The 17527-nt window shown below is 33.9% G+C and carries 16 protein-coding genes; 13 read left to right on the forward strand and 3 right to left on the reverse strand.

Going from position 1 to position 17527, the window contains the following annotated elements:
* Window positions 1–55: 55 nt before the first annotated feature.
* Entirely contained in the window at window positions 56–832 is a 777-nt protein-coding gene (locus H8R22_RS07955; RefSeq protein WP_187009924.1) for a tetratricopeptide repeat protein, read from the reverse strand.
* Between the two features lie 244 nt (window positions 833–1076).
* On the opposite strand from H8R22_RS07955, the gene recF reads away from it, so the two are divergent.
* From recF to H8R22_RS08015, 12 genes are all read left to right on the forward strand, one after another.
* A complete protein-coding gene (recF, locus tag H8R22_RS07960; RefSeq protein WP_187009925.1) occupies window positions 1077–2156 on the forward strand; it encodes a DNA replication/repair protein RecF in 1080 nt (359 codons plus the stop codon).
* A 77-nt stretch (window positions 2157–2233) separates the two neighbouring features.
* Complete coding sequence (locus H8R22_RS07965) at window positions 2234–2662, forward strand: rhodanese-like domain-containing protein (RefSeq protein ID WP_222616904.1); 429 nt, start codon at window positions 2234–2236, stop codon at window positions 2660–2662.
* Window positions 2663–2686: 24 nt separating this feature from the next.
* Entirely contained in the window at window positions 2687–3367 is a 681-nt protein-coding gene (locus H8R22_RS07970) for a DUF2461 domain-containing protein (RefSeq protein ID WP_187009926.1), read from the forward strand.
* A gap of 9 nt (window positions 3368–3376) precedes the next feature.
* Entirely contained in the window at window positions 3377–4462 is a 1086-nt protein-coding gene (locus H8R22_RS07975) for a glycosyltransferase (protein WP_187009927.1), read from the forward strand.
* Entirely contained in the window at window positions 4449–6296 is a 1848-nt protein-coding gene (gene asnB / locus H8R22_RS07980) for an asparagine synthase (glutamine-hydrolyzing) (RefSeq protein ID WP_187009928.1), read from the forward strand. Before H8R22_RS07975 ends, asnB begins: the two co-directional genes overlap by 14 nt.
* A gap of 46 nt (window positions 6297–6342) precedes the next feature.
* Window positions 6343–7356, forward strand: a complete 1014-nt coding sequence (murB, locus tag H8R22_RS07985; protein WP_187009929.1) for a UDP-N-acetylmuramate dehydrogenase — start codon at window positions 6343–6345, stop codon at window positions 7354–7356.
* A 109-nt stretch (window positions 7357–7465) separates the two neighbouring features.
* On the forward strand, window positions 7466–8572 hold the full coding sequence (locus tag H8R22_RS07990) for a glycosyltransferase (RefSeq protein ID WP_187009930.1): 1107 nt from the start codon (window positions 7466–7468) through the stop codon (window positions 8570–8572).
* On the forward strand, window positions 8563–9114 hold the full coding sequence (locus H8R22_RS07995) for an RNA polymerase sigma factor (protein ID WP_187009931.1): 552 nt from the start codon (window positions 8563–8565) through the stop codon (window positions 9112–9114). The genes H8R22_RS07990 and H8R22_RS07995 overlap by 10 nt, the downstream gene beginning before the upstream one ends.
* Before the next feature lie 186 nt (window positions 9115–9300).
* Window positions 9301–10122 (forward strand): energy transducer TonB, encoded by an 822-nt coding sequence (locus H8R22_RS08000; protein WP_187009932.1) that lies wholly within the window; start codon window positions 9301–9303, stop codon window positions 10120–10122.
* A gap of 272 nt (window positions 10123–10394) precedes the next feature.
* Window positions 10395–11264 carry a lipoyl synthase gene (lipA, locus tag H8R22_RS08005; RefSeq protein WP_187009933.1) on the forward strand — a complete coding sequence of 290 codons (870 nt, stop codon included), beginning with the start codon at window positions 10395–10397 and terminating at the stop codon, window positions 11262–11264.
* Window positions 11265–11341: 77 nt separating this feature from the next.
* Window positions 11342–12334: a type I glyceraldehyde-3-phosphate dehydrogenase gene (gene gap / locus H8R22_RS08010; RefSeq protein ID WP_187009934.1), complete on the forward strand. Its 993-nt coding sequence runs from the start codon at window positions 11342–11344 to the stop codon at window positions 12332–12334.
* A gap of 18 nt (window positions 12335–12352) precedes the next feature.
* Window positions 12353–14518, forward strand: a complete 2166-nt coding sequence (locus H8R22_RS08015; RefSeq protein WP_187009935.1) for a tetratricopeptide repeat-containing hybrid sensor histidine kinase/response regulator — start codon at window positions 12353–12355, stop codon at window positions 14516–14518.
* Here the strand turns inward: H8R22_RS08015 and H8R22_RS08020 are convergent.
* Both H8R22_RS08020 and lpxK read right to left on the reverse strand, forming a co-directional pair.
* Window positions 14515–15327: a purine-nucleoside phosphorylase gene (locus H8R22_RS08020; RefSeq protein ID WP_187009936.1), complete on the reverse strand. Its 813-nt coding sequence runs from the start codon at window positions 15325–15327 to the stop codon at window positions 14515–14517. The genes H8R22_RS08015 and H8R22_RS08020 overlap by 4 nt on opposite strands.
* Complete coding sequence (gene lpxK, locus H8R22_RS08025) at window positions 15317–16324, reverse strand: tetraacyldisaccharide 4'-kinase (RefSeq protein ID WP_187009937.1); 1008 nt, start codon at window positions 16322–16324, stop codon at window positions 15317–15319. The genes H8R22_RS08020 and lpxK overlap by 11 nt, the downstream gene beginning before the upstream one ends.
* Before the next feature lie 105 nt (window positions 16325–16429).
* Between lpxK and H8R22_RS08030 the strand changes: the two genes are divergently transcribed.
* Window positions 16430–17527 (forward strand): Nif3-like dinuclear metal center hexameric protein, encoded by a 1098-nt coding sequence (locus tag H8R22_RS08030; protein WP_187009938.1) that lies wholly within the window; start codon window positions 16430–16432, stop codon window positions 17525–17527.

A 17527-nucleotide genomic window follows, 5' to 3' on the forward strand; every position in this document is an offset into this window, starting at 1 on the left:
TTAAAATTACTCTTAATAAATGTAACTGCCAACCTTAGAACTGTGTATTTTATATTTATTGAGACAAACCAATTAAAGCATCAACTGAAGCTGCTTCTGGTGCTGTATCAAAATCTTCTTTGATGTCTGTAAAAAATTTCAAAGCTGCTTCTTTATCTCCAAGAGCTAAGGCAGTTTTACCCGCTTTTAACATGAAACGTGGAGTTGTGAAATCATTTTTATTTGCCTCAACTGCCTTTTTGTAACTATCTAAAGCCTCTTTAAGTTGATTTTTTTGTGCGTATGCATCTCCAATTGCTCCTTTTGCTAAAGCACTTAAAACAATATCATCTGAGTTAAACTTGTTTAAGTAATCAATTGCTTCTGTATATTTACCTGTGTTTAAATAAGCAATTCCAGCGTAATAGTTAGCCAAGTTTCCTGCATCAGTACCTGAATATTCATCAGCAATTTTCAAGAAACCAAACTTACCTTCTGATCCATTCAAAGATAATTTGAAAAGAGAGTCACTTTTAACTCCATCAATAGCTGATTGAAAGTTTTGTTGTGCAACAAACATCTCATTAGCTGCTTCTAATTGTTTGGGCTCAGCAATAAATTTTTGATAAACTAAGTAACCAACAGTAAACAAAGCAACAGCTCCTACTATACCAATAATAATTTTTTGGTTTCTAGCAACGAAATCTTCAGTTTTTGAAGCAGTTTCATCTAAAGCTGAAAAAACACCCGCCGTTGTACTATCTTTTTCGTCAATTATAACATTATCAACAGTAGTATCGTTTACTTCTTTTTCTTTTGGTGCTTTATATCCTCTTTTATTGTAAGTAGCCATTTAAAATTAATTTAGTGAACCGCAAAAATAAAATTTTTATTCAAACTCACGCAATAAATTACATATTTTATATCAGAATCGAAAAAATATTTTTTGAACCCCTTAATCTACTTTGATAAACTAAAATAAATTGGAGACAAAATAGCCAAAAGTTCTTTTTATCAATAATTTTCAATAATTTGCAACCTTTTATTAAAAACACTCCAAAAACGACAAATACCTCTATTTCAGTAGGTCCTAAAAGATGTATCTAAAAAAAATCTCATTATTCAATTATAAAAATTTCTCAGAAGCTAATTTTGAGTTCGAAAGTAAAATAATATGTTTCGTAGGGAAAAACGGAATTGGTAAAACCAATGTGTTAGACGCTATCTATCATTTGTCGTACGGCAAAAGTTATTTTAACCCTTTGGCGGTTCAAAACATTAAGCACGGCGAAGAGTTTTTTGTCATTGATGCCGAATTTGTCAAGAAAGAACGTACTGAACAAGTCGTGTGCAGCTTGAAGAAAGGTCAGAAAAAAGTACTTAAACGCAACGGCAAAGCATACGACAAATTCTCGGACCACATCGGCTTCATACCCTTAGTAATTATTTCACCAGCTGATAGGGATTTGATTGTAGAAGGAAGTGAAACACGCCGTAAATTCATGGACAGCGTTATATCACAACTTGACGCCCAGTATTTACAGCAATTAATTCAATACCAAAAAGTAATGAGTCAGCGCAATGCATTACTAAAATACTTTGCACTAAATCATGTTTTTGAGAATGACACACTCGCTATCTACAACGAACAATTGACTACTTACGGTACTTATATTTTCGAAAAAAGAAAAGAATTTATAGCTGCTTTCGTTCCTATATTTAATGAACATCACCATGCTATAACCGGTTCTGCCGAGAGTGTGCAATTAGTATATGAAAGTCATTTATACGAAAATGATTTATTGACATTATTACAACAAAATATAAATAGAGATCGAACCTTACATTACACAAGCGTTGGGATTCATAAAGACGACCTATCCTTCGAAATTGACAACCATCCCATTAAAAAATTTGGATCGCAAGGACAACAGAAGTCATTTTTGATTGCTTTAAAATTAGCACAATTCGAATTTCTTAAGAAACAAAGTGGCGTAAAACCGATCTTATTATTTGACGATATTTTTGATAAGCTTGACGAAAGCAGAGTATCTAAAATTATCGAAATGGTAAACAGTGAAGCCTTTGGTCAGCTTTTTATCTCGGATACGCATCCTGAACGAACAGAAATCATTGTAAAATCAACTCATCAATCCTATCAAATTTTTAATTTATAAAAGGAATTTTAGCCTTTAATTAAGGGGATTCACTTAATAATTAGTTATTTTTGTATCACATCTAAAAACCAAATCCTATGATTAACTTTCGTTCCTTTTTAGCCTTATTGGTAACTATTACTCTATTTGCTTGTAACGCTCAAACCTCAGATAAAATTAAAACGGTTTCAGCTACAGAATTCGCTAATAACATAAACACTGCGGTTAAGCCTCAAATTATAGATGTAAGAACACCAGGCGAATACTCAGCAGGTTATATAAAAAACGCTACTAACATCGATTGGCTAGGCGATGCTTTTGAAGCAGAGACAGAGTCGCTAGACAAGAAAAAACCAGTATATGTGTATTGTAAAAGTGGAAATCGCAGTAGTAAAGCGGTTAAAAAACTAGAAGAATTAGGTTTTACACAAATAGTTGAGCTCAAAGGAGGTATATCAGAATGGACTAATAACTACCCAATTACTACGGATACAACTACTGATTCTAAAAACACTAATAAAGGATAGAAAAACAACCTTAATCGATTACATATGTTAGCGATAGAAACAATTCAATTTCTTGCAGACTTAAAAGGGAACAATAATCGCGATTGGTTTTTGGAAAATAAAAAAAGATACGAGCTTTTTAAAAAAGACTATCAGAAACTTGTTTCAGAACTGTTAGCAATTATGAAACCTTTAGATCCTACTCTTGAAATGCTAGAAGTGAAAAATTGCACTTTTAGAATTAATAGAGATATTCGCTTTTCTAAAGATAAAACTCCTTATAAAACACACCTCGGAATATGGATGCCTTGTGGCAGAGTAAAAGGAAAAAATAGCCCCGGGTACTACATTCACTTAGATCCTGAAGAAGCTTTTATCGCAGGAGGGCTGTATGCTCCCGAAGCCGAGGAGTTAAAAAAAATACGAAAAGAAATCGCTTTTTTTTATGAAGATTTAGAAGAAATATTACTTGAAAAAGAATTTAAAAAAGTATTTGTAGATTTTGATCGTAATGAAAAAAGCCTGCTTAAAAATCCGCCTCGAGGATATGACAAAGAGCATCCTGCAATTGACTTATTAAAACTCAAGAGTTTTGAAAGCTCACATAAAATTAAATTTGAAGATGTTGCAGAAAAAGGGTTTGTAAATATGGTGACGAAAAAACTTATTCTCTTAAAACCGTTAAACGAATTTATAAGCAGGGCTTTAAGTGGTGATGAATTTTAAACCAAACAAATGAATAAAAGAAAAATACTTTTTCTTGGAGAATCCTACAGAGCCGATGCCATCACTTGGATGAACGGCCTAAAAGAATATGGAGACTTCGAAATCATTTGTTGGGAGCTAAAAACACCTAGCAATACCTTGCCTAATCGCATTCTACGTATTTTTGAATTTAAATTTGCTTATTTTAAAATAAAAAAAATTATTGATCGAGAGCAGCCTGATATGGTAATAGCAGAACGGACAACTAGCTACGGCTTTCTAGCTGCATTATCAGGCATAAAACCTTCAGCAATTGCTCAGCAAGGTAGAACCGACTTATGGCCTTTAAATTCTATTTTATTACCCCTGAAAAAAATAATTCAAAACTACGCTTTTAAAAAAGCTACTTTAATACACGCATGGGGGCCAGTCATGACAATTTCTATGGCCGAGGCCAATGTCGATTTGTCAAAGGTATTAGTTCTACCAAAAGGAATCGATCTAAAGCGATTTAACAATAAAAATAGTGCCGATTGTTCGAAAATAAGTGCTATAGTAACACGATCATTATTACCCGAATACAGTCATGAAACAATATTAAAAGCATTTGAAATAATAAACCAAAAGGGAATAGATTTCGTATTAACTATTATTGGAGATGGATCACAAGCCAATTATTTAAAAGAAAAAGCAAAAAAATTGAAAATTGAAAATAAAGTTATTTTCACAGGACGTATTGACAATACGCTGTTACCCGAATTATTACAAAATGCCAACTTTTATATAAGCATGCCAACGACCGAAGGAGTATCGGCCTCTTTATTTGAAGCAATGGCTTGTAATGCCTATCCTGTTGTTACCGATATTCCCGGAAACCAAAGCTGGATAAAACATCGCGAAAATGGACAACTTGTTCCTGTGGCTGATTATCAAAAATTAGCAGATGAAATAATTTGGGCTTTTAATAACAAAACATACCGAGATAAAGCAACTACTTACAATAGATTATTTGTCGAAAACAATGCCAATTACGACACGAACATGAGTAGGATTGCTCAAAAATACCACGAGCTGATTAACGCGTATAGTCAAAAAAATAATTATGTGCGGAATTAACGGAATACTACATTTTAATTCAAATAGAATAGTTGACGAGCGCATTCTAAAAAAAATGCGCGATTCATTAGTGCATCGTGGACCCGATGACCAAGGTTTATTCATTGATAAAAACATTGGTTTTGGTCACAGGAGACTTTCTATATTAGATGTTTCAAAAGCAGGACACCAACCCTTTATCTCTGATGACAAGCGTTTTATCATGGTGTATAATGGCGAAATTTATAATTTTAAAGAATTTTATTGTGAACTCAGAAATAATGGGTATGCCGTAAAAACAAATTCAGACACAGAAGTTCTTTTGAAACTTTTTCAACTATACGGTTTAAAAATGCTTCCGCGGCTTAATGGAATGTTTGCCTTCGCTATATGGGACACACTTGAAAAAAAACTTGTTATTGTCAAGGATAGAATGGGAGTCAAACCCTTGTATTACGCTATACACAACGAAACATTTTACTTCGCATCTGAGCAAAAAGCTCTCTTTATCGCTGGCATAAAGCTTAAAATCGCTCAAGAAGGCCTAGAGGAATACATCTTTAATCGCTTTGTAGCAGGCGAAAATACCTTGTACGAAAACATTAACAAACTACTACCCGGCCATTGCATGACTGTTCATGCTAGCGGTAAAATTGAAACAACAAAATGGTGGGATCTAAAAACAGAGATACAAAACCAACCCACAATTAAAGATCCACTTGATTGGTTCAAAGCTACATTTGACGATTCTGTTCGACTACGCATGGTAAGTGATGTTCCTGTAGGAGTTTTATTAAGCGGTGGCTTAGATTCATCTTCAATCCTTGCGAGCTTAAAAAAGCAACAATTTGAAAATATTTCTACCTTTAATATTGGTTTTAAAGAAGAGAAACATAATGAATCCCATCTTGCCAAGATGCTTAGTGAAAAATTTGGCTATGGTTTTCACACCTTACAATTAGAAGATGAAGCCCTGTACAACAGTCTAGTACAAGCTACCTATTTTCAAGATGAACCCATAATGCATTTAAATGAGCCACATCTATTAGCAGTTTCTGAACTAGCAAAACCATCAGTAAAAGTATTGTTATCAGGCGAAGGTGCTGATGAGTTAATGGGAGGATATGTACGTTATAAAGCATTGCAATACCCCTCATTACTACAGTCCATCGCTAAGATAGCTTCACTAGATCTTTTTGACAAAACATCCCGTTTTGAGAAGTTAGTTCGTTATTCTCAAATGAGCAAAAAATCGGATTTAATAGTATTTAACAGCTGTAATATTTACCCCCGTGATATCGAACAGACATTTGGAATTCGCTCCTCTCCCATCAATAAATACCGTCATCAAATATATGATGAAGCGGTTGAATTGTATCCTAATAATTTAAGAAGACAAGCCCTTTATTATGATCAACAAACGTATCTTCGCTCTTTGCTGCATCGAAACGATAGAGCAACTATGGGCGCATCAATAGAATGTAGAGAGCCGTTTTTAGATCAACGTTTACTTAGCGGCTTAGGATCTTTAGACGACAAATGGTTGTTCACAGGAAAAAAAGGAAAGTTTATTCTAAAATCAGCGATGCAAGATCAATTGCCAGAATCAATCCTTAATTTTAAAAAAATTGGTCTCAGCGCACCTTGGGAAAAGTACCTATTACATAGCCCCATATTTGCGCAAGAACTAGACTCGTTTGCTAAAAGTGAAATTTTTCAGATGCCTTATTTACAAAACATAAATAGTAAAAAATTAGTAGATCGCTTGAAAAAAGGAGACACCACAATGACTGCTTTTATAATGCCTTTATTTATGATGCATATCTGGATGAAAAATTATGTAACTCAATTTTAATGCTTACTTTTGAACCTTAAAATTCGTATTAAAAGCACCTCCATTCATGGAAATAAAAACTAACTTTTCGCTAAAAAACTACAATAGTTTTGGCATTGAAGCTATAGCTAAACAATTTATTGCAATTCAAACGATTAGTGAATTAACCAGTATTTTACAATCTAATCCTACTAGTAAAAAATTTATTTTAGGAGGTGGTAGTAATATGTTGCTAACGCAAGATATTGACGCACTTGTAATTCATATTGCTTTGAAAGGAAAAAAAATCATAAGCGAAGATGAAGACTTTGTTTGGGTAGAAAGTCAAGCAGGCGAAAACTGGCATGAATTTGTAATCTGGACTATCGATCAAGGTTTTGGCGGGCTCGAAAACATGTCCTTAATACCTGGTAACGTTGGCACAACGCCTGTACAAAACATAGGCGCTTATGGAACCGAAATAAAAGACACCATGGTATCCTGTGAAACCATAGCAATCAAAGATCAGACCATCAAAACTTTTACCAATGCAGATTGTCATTTTGGATATCGAGAAAGTGTTTTTAAAAATGAGTTCAAATTTCAATATATTATAACCTCAGTGGTTTTTAAGTTAACCAAGAAAAATCATAAGATTAATACATCTTATGGTGATATTCTAGCCGAATTATCAAAAAACAACACCACTGATCCTAGCCTAAAAGAGGTTAGCGACGCCGTAATCGCAATACGTAGTAGCAAATTACCCGACCCAAAAGAGTTAGGCAATAGCGGAAGCTTTTTTAAAAATCCTATTTTATCTAAAAAAGAGTTTGACCCAATCCACCTAAAATTCCCTGAAATGAAATACTATGAAATTTCAGATTCAGAAGTAAAAGTTCCCGCTGGTTGGCTTATCGAGCAAGCAGGCTTCAAAGGAAAACGCTTTGGTGACGCAGGTATTCACAAAAATCAGGCGCTAGTTTTAGTTAATTATGGTGAAGCGACTGGTCAGGAAATTCTGGCCGTATCGAAGGATATTCAAAAAACGGTATTTGAAAAGTTTGGCATTCGTATAGAAGCCGAAGTTAATGTGATTTAAACGAAAATAAGACAGCCGAAATCAACAAATAGATTTAGCATTTTATCATTTACTTTTCACAATTCTATTCATACCTTTGCAACCGATTTAAATAACCTATTAAACACAGATGCTTATACTAATTCTTTACTTTTTTATTGCTATTGTAGCCATTCAAATAATATACTATCTGGTCGTTTTTGGGAAATTTGCATTCGCAAAAGCACAAAAAATAACACCTAAAAGAATCCCGATTTCCGTTATTGTTTGCGCTAAAAACGAGGAAGAAAACGTAGTTAGATTCATTCCTTTATTAGCTGCACAAGATTATCCTGATTTCGAAATTATTTTAATAGATGATGCTTCAAGCGATGAAACGCTAGAACGTTTTGAAGAATTTGAAAAACAATATTCTAATATTCGCCTGGTAAAAGTGCAAAATAATGAAGCGTTTTGGGGCAATAAAAAATATGCATTAACACTAGGTATAAAAGCCGCAAAAAAAGAATATTTATTGTTTACTGATGCTGACTGTTATCCAACATCTAAAAATTGGATCACAGCAATGAGTTCCCAGTTCACTATGCAAAAAACAATTGTGTTGGGATACGGAGGATACGAAAAAATCAACAATTCATTTCTAAATAAAATCATTCGATTTGAAACGGTATTAACCGCTGTTCAATACTTTTCGTGGGCAAAAATGGGACTACCCTACATGGGCGTGGGACGCAATTTAGCCTACAAGAGAGAAGAATTTTTTAATGTAAACGGATTTATCAATCATATTCAAGTTCGATCTGGAGACGATGATTTGTTCATAAATGAAGCTTCGACCGCAAAAAATACCGCCATTGCTTATACTCCTGATAGTTTTACCGTTTCTAAATCCAAAACAAAGTACAGTGAATGGTTTACCCAAAAAAGAAGACATATCGCAACTGCAAAACATTATAAAAAAAGAGACCAGCTACAACTTGGAGTATTTTACTTTAGTCAGCTAATGTTTATTCTATTACCGATAATTTTATTGTCGTTTCAATTTCAATGGATTATTGTTCTTAGCTTAGTTGTGATACGCTATATATGTGCTTGGATTGTTATTGGTTTCTGTGCTGGGAAATTAAAAGAAAAAGATTTAAAATATTGGTTTCCCGTAGTAGAATTTACTCTAATTTTGATTCAAATCAATATCTTTATAACTAATACTTTCTCAAAACCAGTAAATTGGAAATAAAAACTCAAATAGAAAAAGCAAAGAAAGGCGATCAGACAGCCTTTACCTTTCTATTGAATCATTACTGGAATGAGGTATATGGTTTCATGCTAAAACGCACTGAAAACGAAACAAATGCTGAAGACATTACAATTGAAACCTTCTCCAAAGCATTTGATAAAATAGAAACTTACAGTTTTGAATTTCAGTTTAATACATGGTTAATTAGCATTGCTAAGAATGTACATATTGATTTACTTCGTAAAAAGAAATCTAGTCTTTTTATTGAACTAACCGATCGCGAAGATCAAAAAGCGTACAACATCGCAGACACAACCCTTACTGCAGAAGATGAACTAATTAGAGAACAAAACCTATCTCGATTACTACGCTACATCAAAGAGTTAAAACCACACTATCAAGAAGTAATACAACTACGCTATTTTCAAGAAATGACATACCAAGAAATAGCTAACACTATCAATGAACCCTTAAGTAGTGTAAAAGTAAAATTACTACGTGCTAAGAAATTATTAGCAGAGATCATCACCAGCAAACGCTAACGTTTACAGTAATTATTTAAGTGAAATAAAATATATTTAAGTTATTTTTATTTTATTAACATTAATATTGATTTAGTATTTAAAAATTAACTAAATTAGTGTAATGGTTTTAAATTAACAATCATTACTTGAAAACTGTTTATTGCCTATGATCTAATAATTACTTAACCTTTAAATCCAATCATCATGTCTAAACTAAGCCTTTACGAGAACAACTGGATCGATCTAGTATTCGAAAACAGAAATAGAGAATACGGCGCCTATCAAATGCGACAAGAAAACACAAAGACTTCCTACTATGCACTTTTTATTGGTATTTTATTATTTGCATCACTGGCAACTATCCCCAATATTATTAGTGCACTATTTCCCAACAAAGCGGTTCCTACTATACTACCACAAATTCAAGATCAAATTATTGAAGTAACAAATATTTATCAACCCGAGGTAAAACCTATCATTCCTATTGCACCAAAACCAATCCAAGCCCAACCAGCTGCTGTTGTAACTACAAAGCAATTAACCAATCCCATTATTGTCAAAGCGCCTCTTGCCACCGATGATATTCCGACGTCAATTGAAATTATAGCACAACCCGCAAAGGGAACAGTAGGAGCTTCTTCGAGCACTATTAATACTATGCCGCAAATTGCAGGCGGTAACGGCACAGCACCCATTGAAAATAGCAACAACGTAATGGCGAGTGCTGCTTTAGACAAATTACCTGAATTTCCTGGAGGAATAACTAAGTTTTATACTTATGTTGGTAGAAATTTTGAAACACCTGAGATATCTACTGATAAAAATATTAAAATTTACGTTTCCTTCGTAGTTGAAAAAGATGGAAGCATGACAGATATTCAAGTAAAAAACGATCCAGGATATGGCCTAGGAAAAGAAGCAATTAGAGTTTTAAAATCCTTAAAAACAAAATGGAGTCCGGGTATGATAGACTCCAAGCCGGTACGTACTGCATACAATTTACCCATAACAGTACAAGCTAACTAAAACTTAAAAAAGCATAATCGAACTGATTATGCTTTTTTTTTAAAATGAACGCGATTAAATCCTAAGTTTCTAGCCCAGATAGCAGCGGCATCGTGTTTATATAGAACAAGATTTTTACCGCAGTTCTATAAAAGGACATATAGCGGATAGCTGGAATAAGCTCCTTATAAAAAAAAAGATGTAATTCTAAAAAACCTTGATAAACCTTCAGCCTTTAAAGTCTATATTTTAATTCCACTTTCCGTATCTTTGTGCTATTGAAATTTTTAATTATGGAAACTGTTTTAGAAAATAAATTACCTACTAGTAAGCCAAAATGGCTTAAAGTAAAACTCCCAATAGGACAAAAATATACTGAGTTACGTGGTCTTGTCGATAAGTATAGCTTGAACACTATATGCACCTCTGGTAGTTGCCCAAATATGGGTGAATGTTGGGGTGAAGGAACAGCAACATTTATGATTTTAGGTAATACCTGTACTCGTTCTTGTGGTTTTTGTGGCGTAAAAACTGGCCGACCAGAAACAGTAGATTGGGATGAACCAGAAAAAGTGGCACGCTCCATTAAAATAATGAATATCAAGCATGCTGTAATTACTAGTGTAGACAGAGATGATTTAAAAGATGGTGGATCGATTATATGGATAGAAACTGTAAAAGCGATTCGTAGAATGAACCCCAATACAACGCTAGAAACTTTAATTCCTGATTTTCAAGGAATGGAAAGAAACCTTGATCGTATCGTTGACGCAAATCCAGAGGTAGTTTCGCACAACATGGAAACCGTTCGTAGACTTACTCGTGAAGTACGTATACAGGCTAAATATGATCGTAGCCTTGAAGTTTTACGCTACTTAAAAGAAAAGGGAATCAATAGAACAAAATCTGGAATCATGCTTGGTCTTGGTGAGCAAGAAGAAGAAGTTTTCCAAACCATGAGAGACCTTCGCGAAGTTAATGTTGATGTGGTAACGATTGGACAATATTTACAGCCTAGTAAAAAGCACCTACCGGTAAAGGAATTCATAACGCCTGAGCAATTCGCAAAATACGAGCAATACGGACTAGAATTAGGTTTCCGTCATGTCGAAAGCGGACCATTAGTTCGATCTTCATACAAAGCACAAAAACACATATTATAATCTAAGACACTAAAGTCAGAAAGTCGAAAGGCCTAAATTCCTGACTTTAGGTTATGAGATTTTCAGACTTAAAACCTATGACAAGAATTGCTATAAATGGCTTTGGAAGAATTGGACGAAATTTATTTCGCTTGCTTTTAAACCATCCCACTATAGAGGTTGTGGCCATTAATGACATTGCCGATACAAAGACAATGGCCCACTTATTGAAATACGACAGTATTCATGGCGTACTACCTTATAAAGTTACCACAGATGATTCTGGTATTTTTGTGGAAGAAAAACATTTTTTCTTTTTCCATGAAAAAAACATAGCTAACCTGGATTGGAAAGGTATCGATATAGATTATGTAGTTGAAGCAACAGGGAAACACAAAACTTTTGAAGAGATAAACGCACACATATTGGCAGGAGCCAAAAAAGTAATATTATCAGCTCCATCTGAAGTAGACACTATAAAAACAGTAGTTCTAGGGGTCAATGAGAATATACTTGACGGTAGTGAAACTATTATCTCAAACGCAAGTTGTACAACGAACAACGCAGCGCCAATGGTTAAAATAATTGATGACCTTTGCGGGATAAAAGAGGCTTATATTACAACTATACACTCGTTCACCACGGATCAAAGTTTACATGATCAACCTCATAAGGATTTACGAAGAGCCCGAGGCGCAAGTCAATCGATCGTACCCACTACTACCGGTGCAGCGAAAGCTATTACAAAAATTTTTCCTACATTAGAGGGGAAAATTGGTGGCTGTGGCATTCGAGTACCCGTTCCTGATGGATCATTGACAGATATTACATTTAATGTCAAGAGAGCCGTCACTATCGAAGAAATAAATGCAGCGTTTAAACATGCTTCCTTAAACGGTTTAAAAGGAATCCTTGATTATACCGAAGATCCAATAGTATCTGTCGATATTATAGGAAATAGAAATTCTTGTGTATTTGATGCGCAATTGACCTCTGTAATTGATAAAATGGTAAAAGTGGTAGGCTGGTATGACAATGAAATAGGGTATTCCTCGAGAATAATTGATTTGATTGAATTGACAAAAAAATAACGAACTAATAAAATTAGGATGAAGTACATTTGGGTTTTTGTTGCTTTTTTTACTTCTTTTCTTTATTCTCAAAGTAAAGATAGTCTTGTATATTACAATGATTTAGCAACTTCAAATATTCAAATCAACAAGATCAAGAATGCTCTTTATTACACCCAAAAAGCTATTGATTATGCAGAAGAAAATGGCGATATTAGAGCTCACGCAACACAAACATTTTTATTAGGCAAAATTTATTTTGACCTACAAAAATACAATGATGCCATTGAAACATTTTCTAAAAGCATTTCTTTATTTGAATCAGTTACTCCCACTGTAGAATATGGTGACACCTATTACTATTTTGGTTTAGCCGAAATGCACAAGCTAAATTACAAAGCTGCTAAAAATTACTTCAATAAAGCCAGCACTATATACAAACTAGTAAAAACGGAAAAAAAAGCAGACGTAATAAATCTTCAAAAGGGAATTATCCTTAGAAATGAAAACCAATTTTCAGAAGCTGCCCTTCTTTTCAACACTATCATTAGCGATACTACTATTACAAAAAAGGATAGTACAAAAGCCGAGGCGTTATACCAAATGGGCTTAATTGAACAACATAACAACCGCACCATTCTTGCTTTGAATTACTACAACAAAGCACTCGAAATTAATAAAAAAATAGAGAACTTAGAACAGAAATCTAGAATACTTCTCGCCATGAGTAGCGCTTACGAAAAGCAATTAGACAAAAGTAACGCTTATCTATTCTTGAAACAACACCTTAATCTAAAGGAAAGTTTAATGCTACTAAATAATGAAAAATTAGGCATTGATGACTACGAAAATTTTAAAGAATTACAAAGAATAGATAAAATTGCAAAAATTGCAAAAGAAAGAAAAGAGGACGAAAAAACCAGTAAATTTTTTAAATTAATCAATATTTTAGCTATCGCACTTATCTCAATTTTATCTTTATTGAGCTTGTCGCTTTACAAAAACAACATTATTAGAACGAAAACAAATTTACTCTTAAAGGAAAAGAACAAGGAACTTATTGCAGCCAAAGAAAAAGCAGAAAAAGCTTCCCAAGCTCGATCTGAGTTTCTCTCTATTGTTAGTCATGAATTACGAACTCCCTTGAATGCCATAAATGGTATTACGCATTTACTCCTGGAAGAAAATCCAAAAAAATCACAACTGCATTACTTATCATCTTTGCAATTTTCAGGTAATTATCTAACAACATTTATAAACGATATTTTAGAAATAAATAGAATCGAATCGAATAAAGTCGAAGTAGAAAACATCCCTTTCAATCTAAAACAGTTATTACTTGATATCAAAAACTCGTTAAAAGAGGTAGCTATAAAAAACAATAACAAATTAGAGCTAGTTATTGATGATTCAATTCCTGAAGATCTTTTGGGTGACCCTACTAAACTCTCTCAAATATTCATGAATTTAATTAACAATGCCTTAAAATTCACAAAAAACGGAAGTGTAAATATTTCAGCTAAACTAGTTTCTTTTCAAGAAGAAAATATGCTAATTGCGTTTGAAATACAGGATAACGGAATAGGGATAGCAGCAGATAAATTAGAAACTGTTTTTGAAAGTTTTGCGCAAGGTTCTATTGAAATTAATCGCAAATATGGCGGAACCGGATTAGGACTTACTATTGTCAAAAAGTTAACGAATCTACTAGGAGGTCGCATTAAATTAAAAAGTACTGTGGGAGTGGGATCACTTTTTTCTTTTAATCTGTTATTTAAAGCAAATGATAACAAAGACATAATAAAAGAAAATAAAATAGCGTACGACTTTAGCTCACTAGCCAATAAAAAAGTACTTATCGTTGAAGATAATAAGATCAATCAAATGATTACCACGAAAATGCTTGAAAGCAAGGGAGTAATTTGTGAAGTAATAGACAACGGCGAAGACAGCATCAATGCTGTGAAAAACAATAAATATGATTTAATTTTAATGGATGTACATTTACCAGGAATTAATGGAACCATAGCCACACAGAAAATACGGGAATTTAATACTCAAATCCCCGTAATTGCCTTAACCGCTATCTCATTAGATGAAAACAGAGAAATGCTACTCTCTTTCGGTATGAACGATGTTGTGACAAAACCATTTGTTCCAGAAGAATTCTACGCTGCCTTGTTGCGAAATCTAGTCACAAACTAATAGTTTAATATTAAGCTTTTGATTAAAGCTCTAACTTTCGGTTCTGCATTTTGAGCCGCTTCCAGTACTTCATCATGTGATATTGTATCGATGCTTTCCTCGTTCCCCATATCAGTAATGATAGACACTCCAAAAGTCTCTACATCCATATGGCGTGCTACAATAACCTCTGGAACAGTAGACATTCCCACACAATCTGCACCAAGAATTTTTACCATTTTATATTCAGCCAAAGTTTCAAAAGTAGGACCTTGTAAACCAAAATAAACACCGTCTTGTACTTTAACACCTAATTCTAAAGCAAGCTCTTTCGATTTGCTTATCATATTTCGAGAATAAGGCGCACTCATATTTACAAAACGAGGACCAAATCGCTCTTCATTTTTCCCACGTAAAGGATGCTCTGGCGCAAAATTGATATGGTCCTTGATTATCACAATATCACCTACTTTATAATTAGGATTAACTCCGCCAGACGCATTTGAAACAACTAGTTTACTTATTCCTAAGTATTTCATAACTCGCACAGGAAAAGTCACTTCCTCCATAGAATAGCCCTCATAAAAATGGAACCGTCCTTGCATAGCTACCACTTTTTTATCTCCAATAGTTCCAAATACTAATGCACCTTTATGGCCTTGCACTGTAGAAACTGGGAAATTAGGTATCTCATTGTAAGGCAACGTGAAAGCCACCTCCATATCATCTGTAAAACTGCCTAATCCTGATCCCAATATAACTCCATATTCAGGATTAAAATCATTTTTAGCCTTTATAAACTGCACTGTTTCCTGTACTTTATCCCACATACTCATAAATTGTTTTATTAAATTTAGCACCTTCACTAATAAAGGAACTTTGTATTGGTAAGTAAAAAAGCTGCTCTGCCGGCAAACTACCCTTTAGTCTTACATAATCTTTTTCGGTAGTAATTACCATCTTGTTTCCAGCCTTCAGTTTAATCGCTTCGATATCGGAATTCGTAAAATCATGATGATCGGGAAACGACAAGCAAAGATCACCTTTTTGTTTTAAAAAATTAAAAAAAGAATCCGGTCGCGCAATTCCCGCGATAAGCACCTTTGGCTCTCCTATAATCAACTCTCTAGATATTGACGAGTTTTCTGAAAAAACAAAACTGTCATAATTGATATAGCTAAAATACAATTCTTGATTTTCGCCAAGGTTTAGTTTAGCTCTTATTTTAACTTGTTCCGTGATTGCTAAGTCTTTGGGACATTTAGTAACGATCACAATCTTAGCCCTATTAGCACCGCTCCTACTTTCTCGTAAATTACCCGTTGGTAACATATAATCATCACAGTACAAATCATTATAAGTAGTAAGCAATATATACAAGCCCGCCCTTACCCTACGGTGCTGATACGCATCATCGAGTAATATAATATTGGGTTTAGTTTTTTGCTCAAGCAATTTTTCTATTCCATTTTTACGGTTGGCATCGACAGCAACTTGAACGGATTTAAATTTACTAAAGAATTGATAAGGCTCGTCACCTAAGGTTGCAGCAGTAGCATTAGCATCTGCCAAGACGAAGCCTTCTGATTTCCGTTTATAACCTCTACTCAAAGTGGCTACTCTATAATGCGGAGATAACAACCGAATCAAATATTCAATTTGCGGAGATTTCCCCGTTCCTCCTACACTTAAATTACCTACCACTATAGTTGGTACAGCAAAAGAGTATGATTTTAAAACTTCGGTATCAAAAAGATAATTCCGTATAGCAGTAACGATTCCGTATAGGATGCTAAAGGGGAATAGTATTTTTCTAAGTACATTCATAATACGAAAGTATATTTTTTATTTTAAAGTTGATTTGTTTATTCGTTAATTTGTTCACCAGATCAAACTCGAGATCGAAGTAAAAAATAAATCTAAATTTATAGCATGTATACAATTAAAGAGATCATAGCAGTACTCGAAGAGATGGCCCCTTTGGCATATGCTGAAGATTTTGATAACGTTGGCTTACTAGTGGGGGACCAAGAAGCTATAGCTACAGGAGCACTTGTATGTCATGATGCGCTAGAGAATGTAATCGACGAAGCCATTGCTCAAAACTGTAATCTAGTCGTTTGTTTTCACCCAATCCTTTTTTCTGGATTAAAAAAGATTACCGGTAAAAACTACGTGGAACGAGCTATTATTAAAGCAATAAAAAATGATATTGCCATCTATGCAGTTCATACTGCCTTGGATAATCATAAGGACGGAGTAAACAAAATATTTTGTAATGCTCTGGAACTAATAAATACTAAGGTTCTGATCCCAAAACTCAACTTTATTCATAAGTTAGTGACTTACACCGTTCCTGAAAATGCTGCTGTAATTCGTACCGCACTTTTTGAAGCAGGAGCAGGAAATATAGGCAATTATGACAATTGTAGTTTTAGCTCTAATGGAATTTTTACTTATAAAGGTAACGAACTCAGTAATCCGTTAATAGGAGAAAAAGGAAAACTGCATACAGGCGAAGAAATAAAAATAGAGGTTATTTTTGAAAAACATTTAGAATCTAAAATCTTAAAAGCACTATTTACTGCGCATCTATACGAGGAAGTGGCTTATGAGATTTATGTAATGCAAAATTCTCATCAAAACATTGGCCTTGGCATGATAGGCGAATTAGCAACTCCAATGAATGGGACTGAATTTTTAAATCACGTTAAAAATAAAATGCAAGCAGACGGAATTAGACACTCCGTGTTTTTGGAAAAACCTATAAAAAAGGTTGCTGTATTAGGAGGATCTGGAAGTTATGCTATAAAAAATGCAATTCAGGCTGGAGCCGATGTCTTTTTAACCGCAGATTTAAAGTATCATCAGTTTTATGAGGCCGAAAACAAGCTACTTTTGGCAGATATTGGACATTTTGAGAGCGAACGCTATACAAAAAATTATATTGTTGATTTTCTTCGGAAAAAAATCCTTAATTTTGCAATCATTTTATCTGAAGAAAATACAAATCCAGTTAAGTACTTATAG

The organism is Flavobacterium kayseriense, assembly GCF_014305095.1.
In the GTDB taxonomy this organism is placed as follows: Bacteria; Bacteroidota; Bacteroidia; order Flavobacteriales; family Flavobacteriaceae; genus Flavobacterium; species Flavobacterium kayseriense.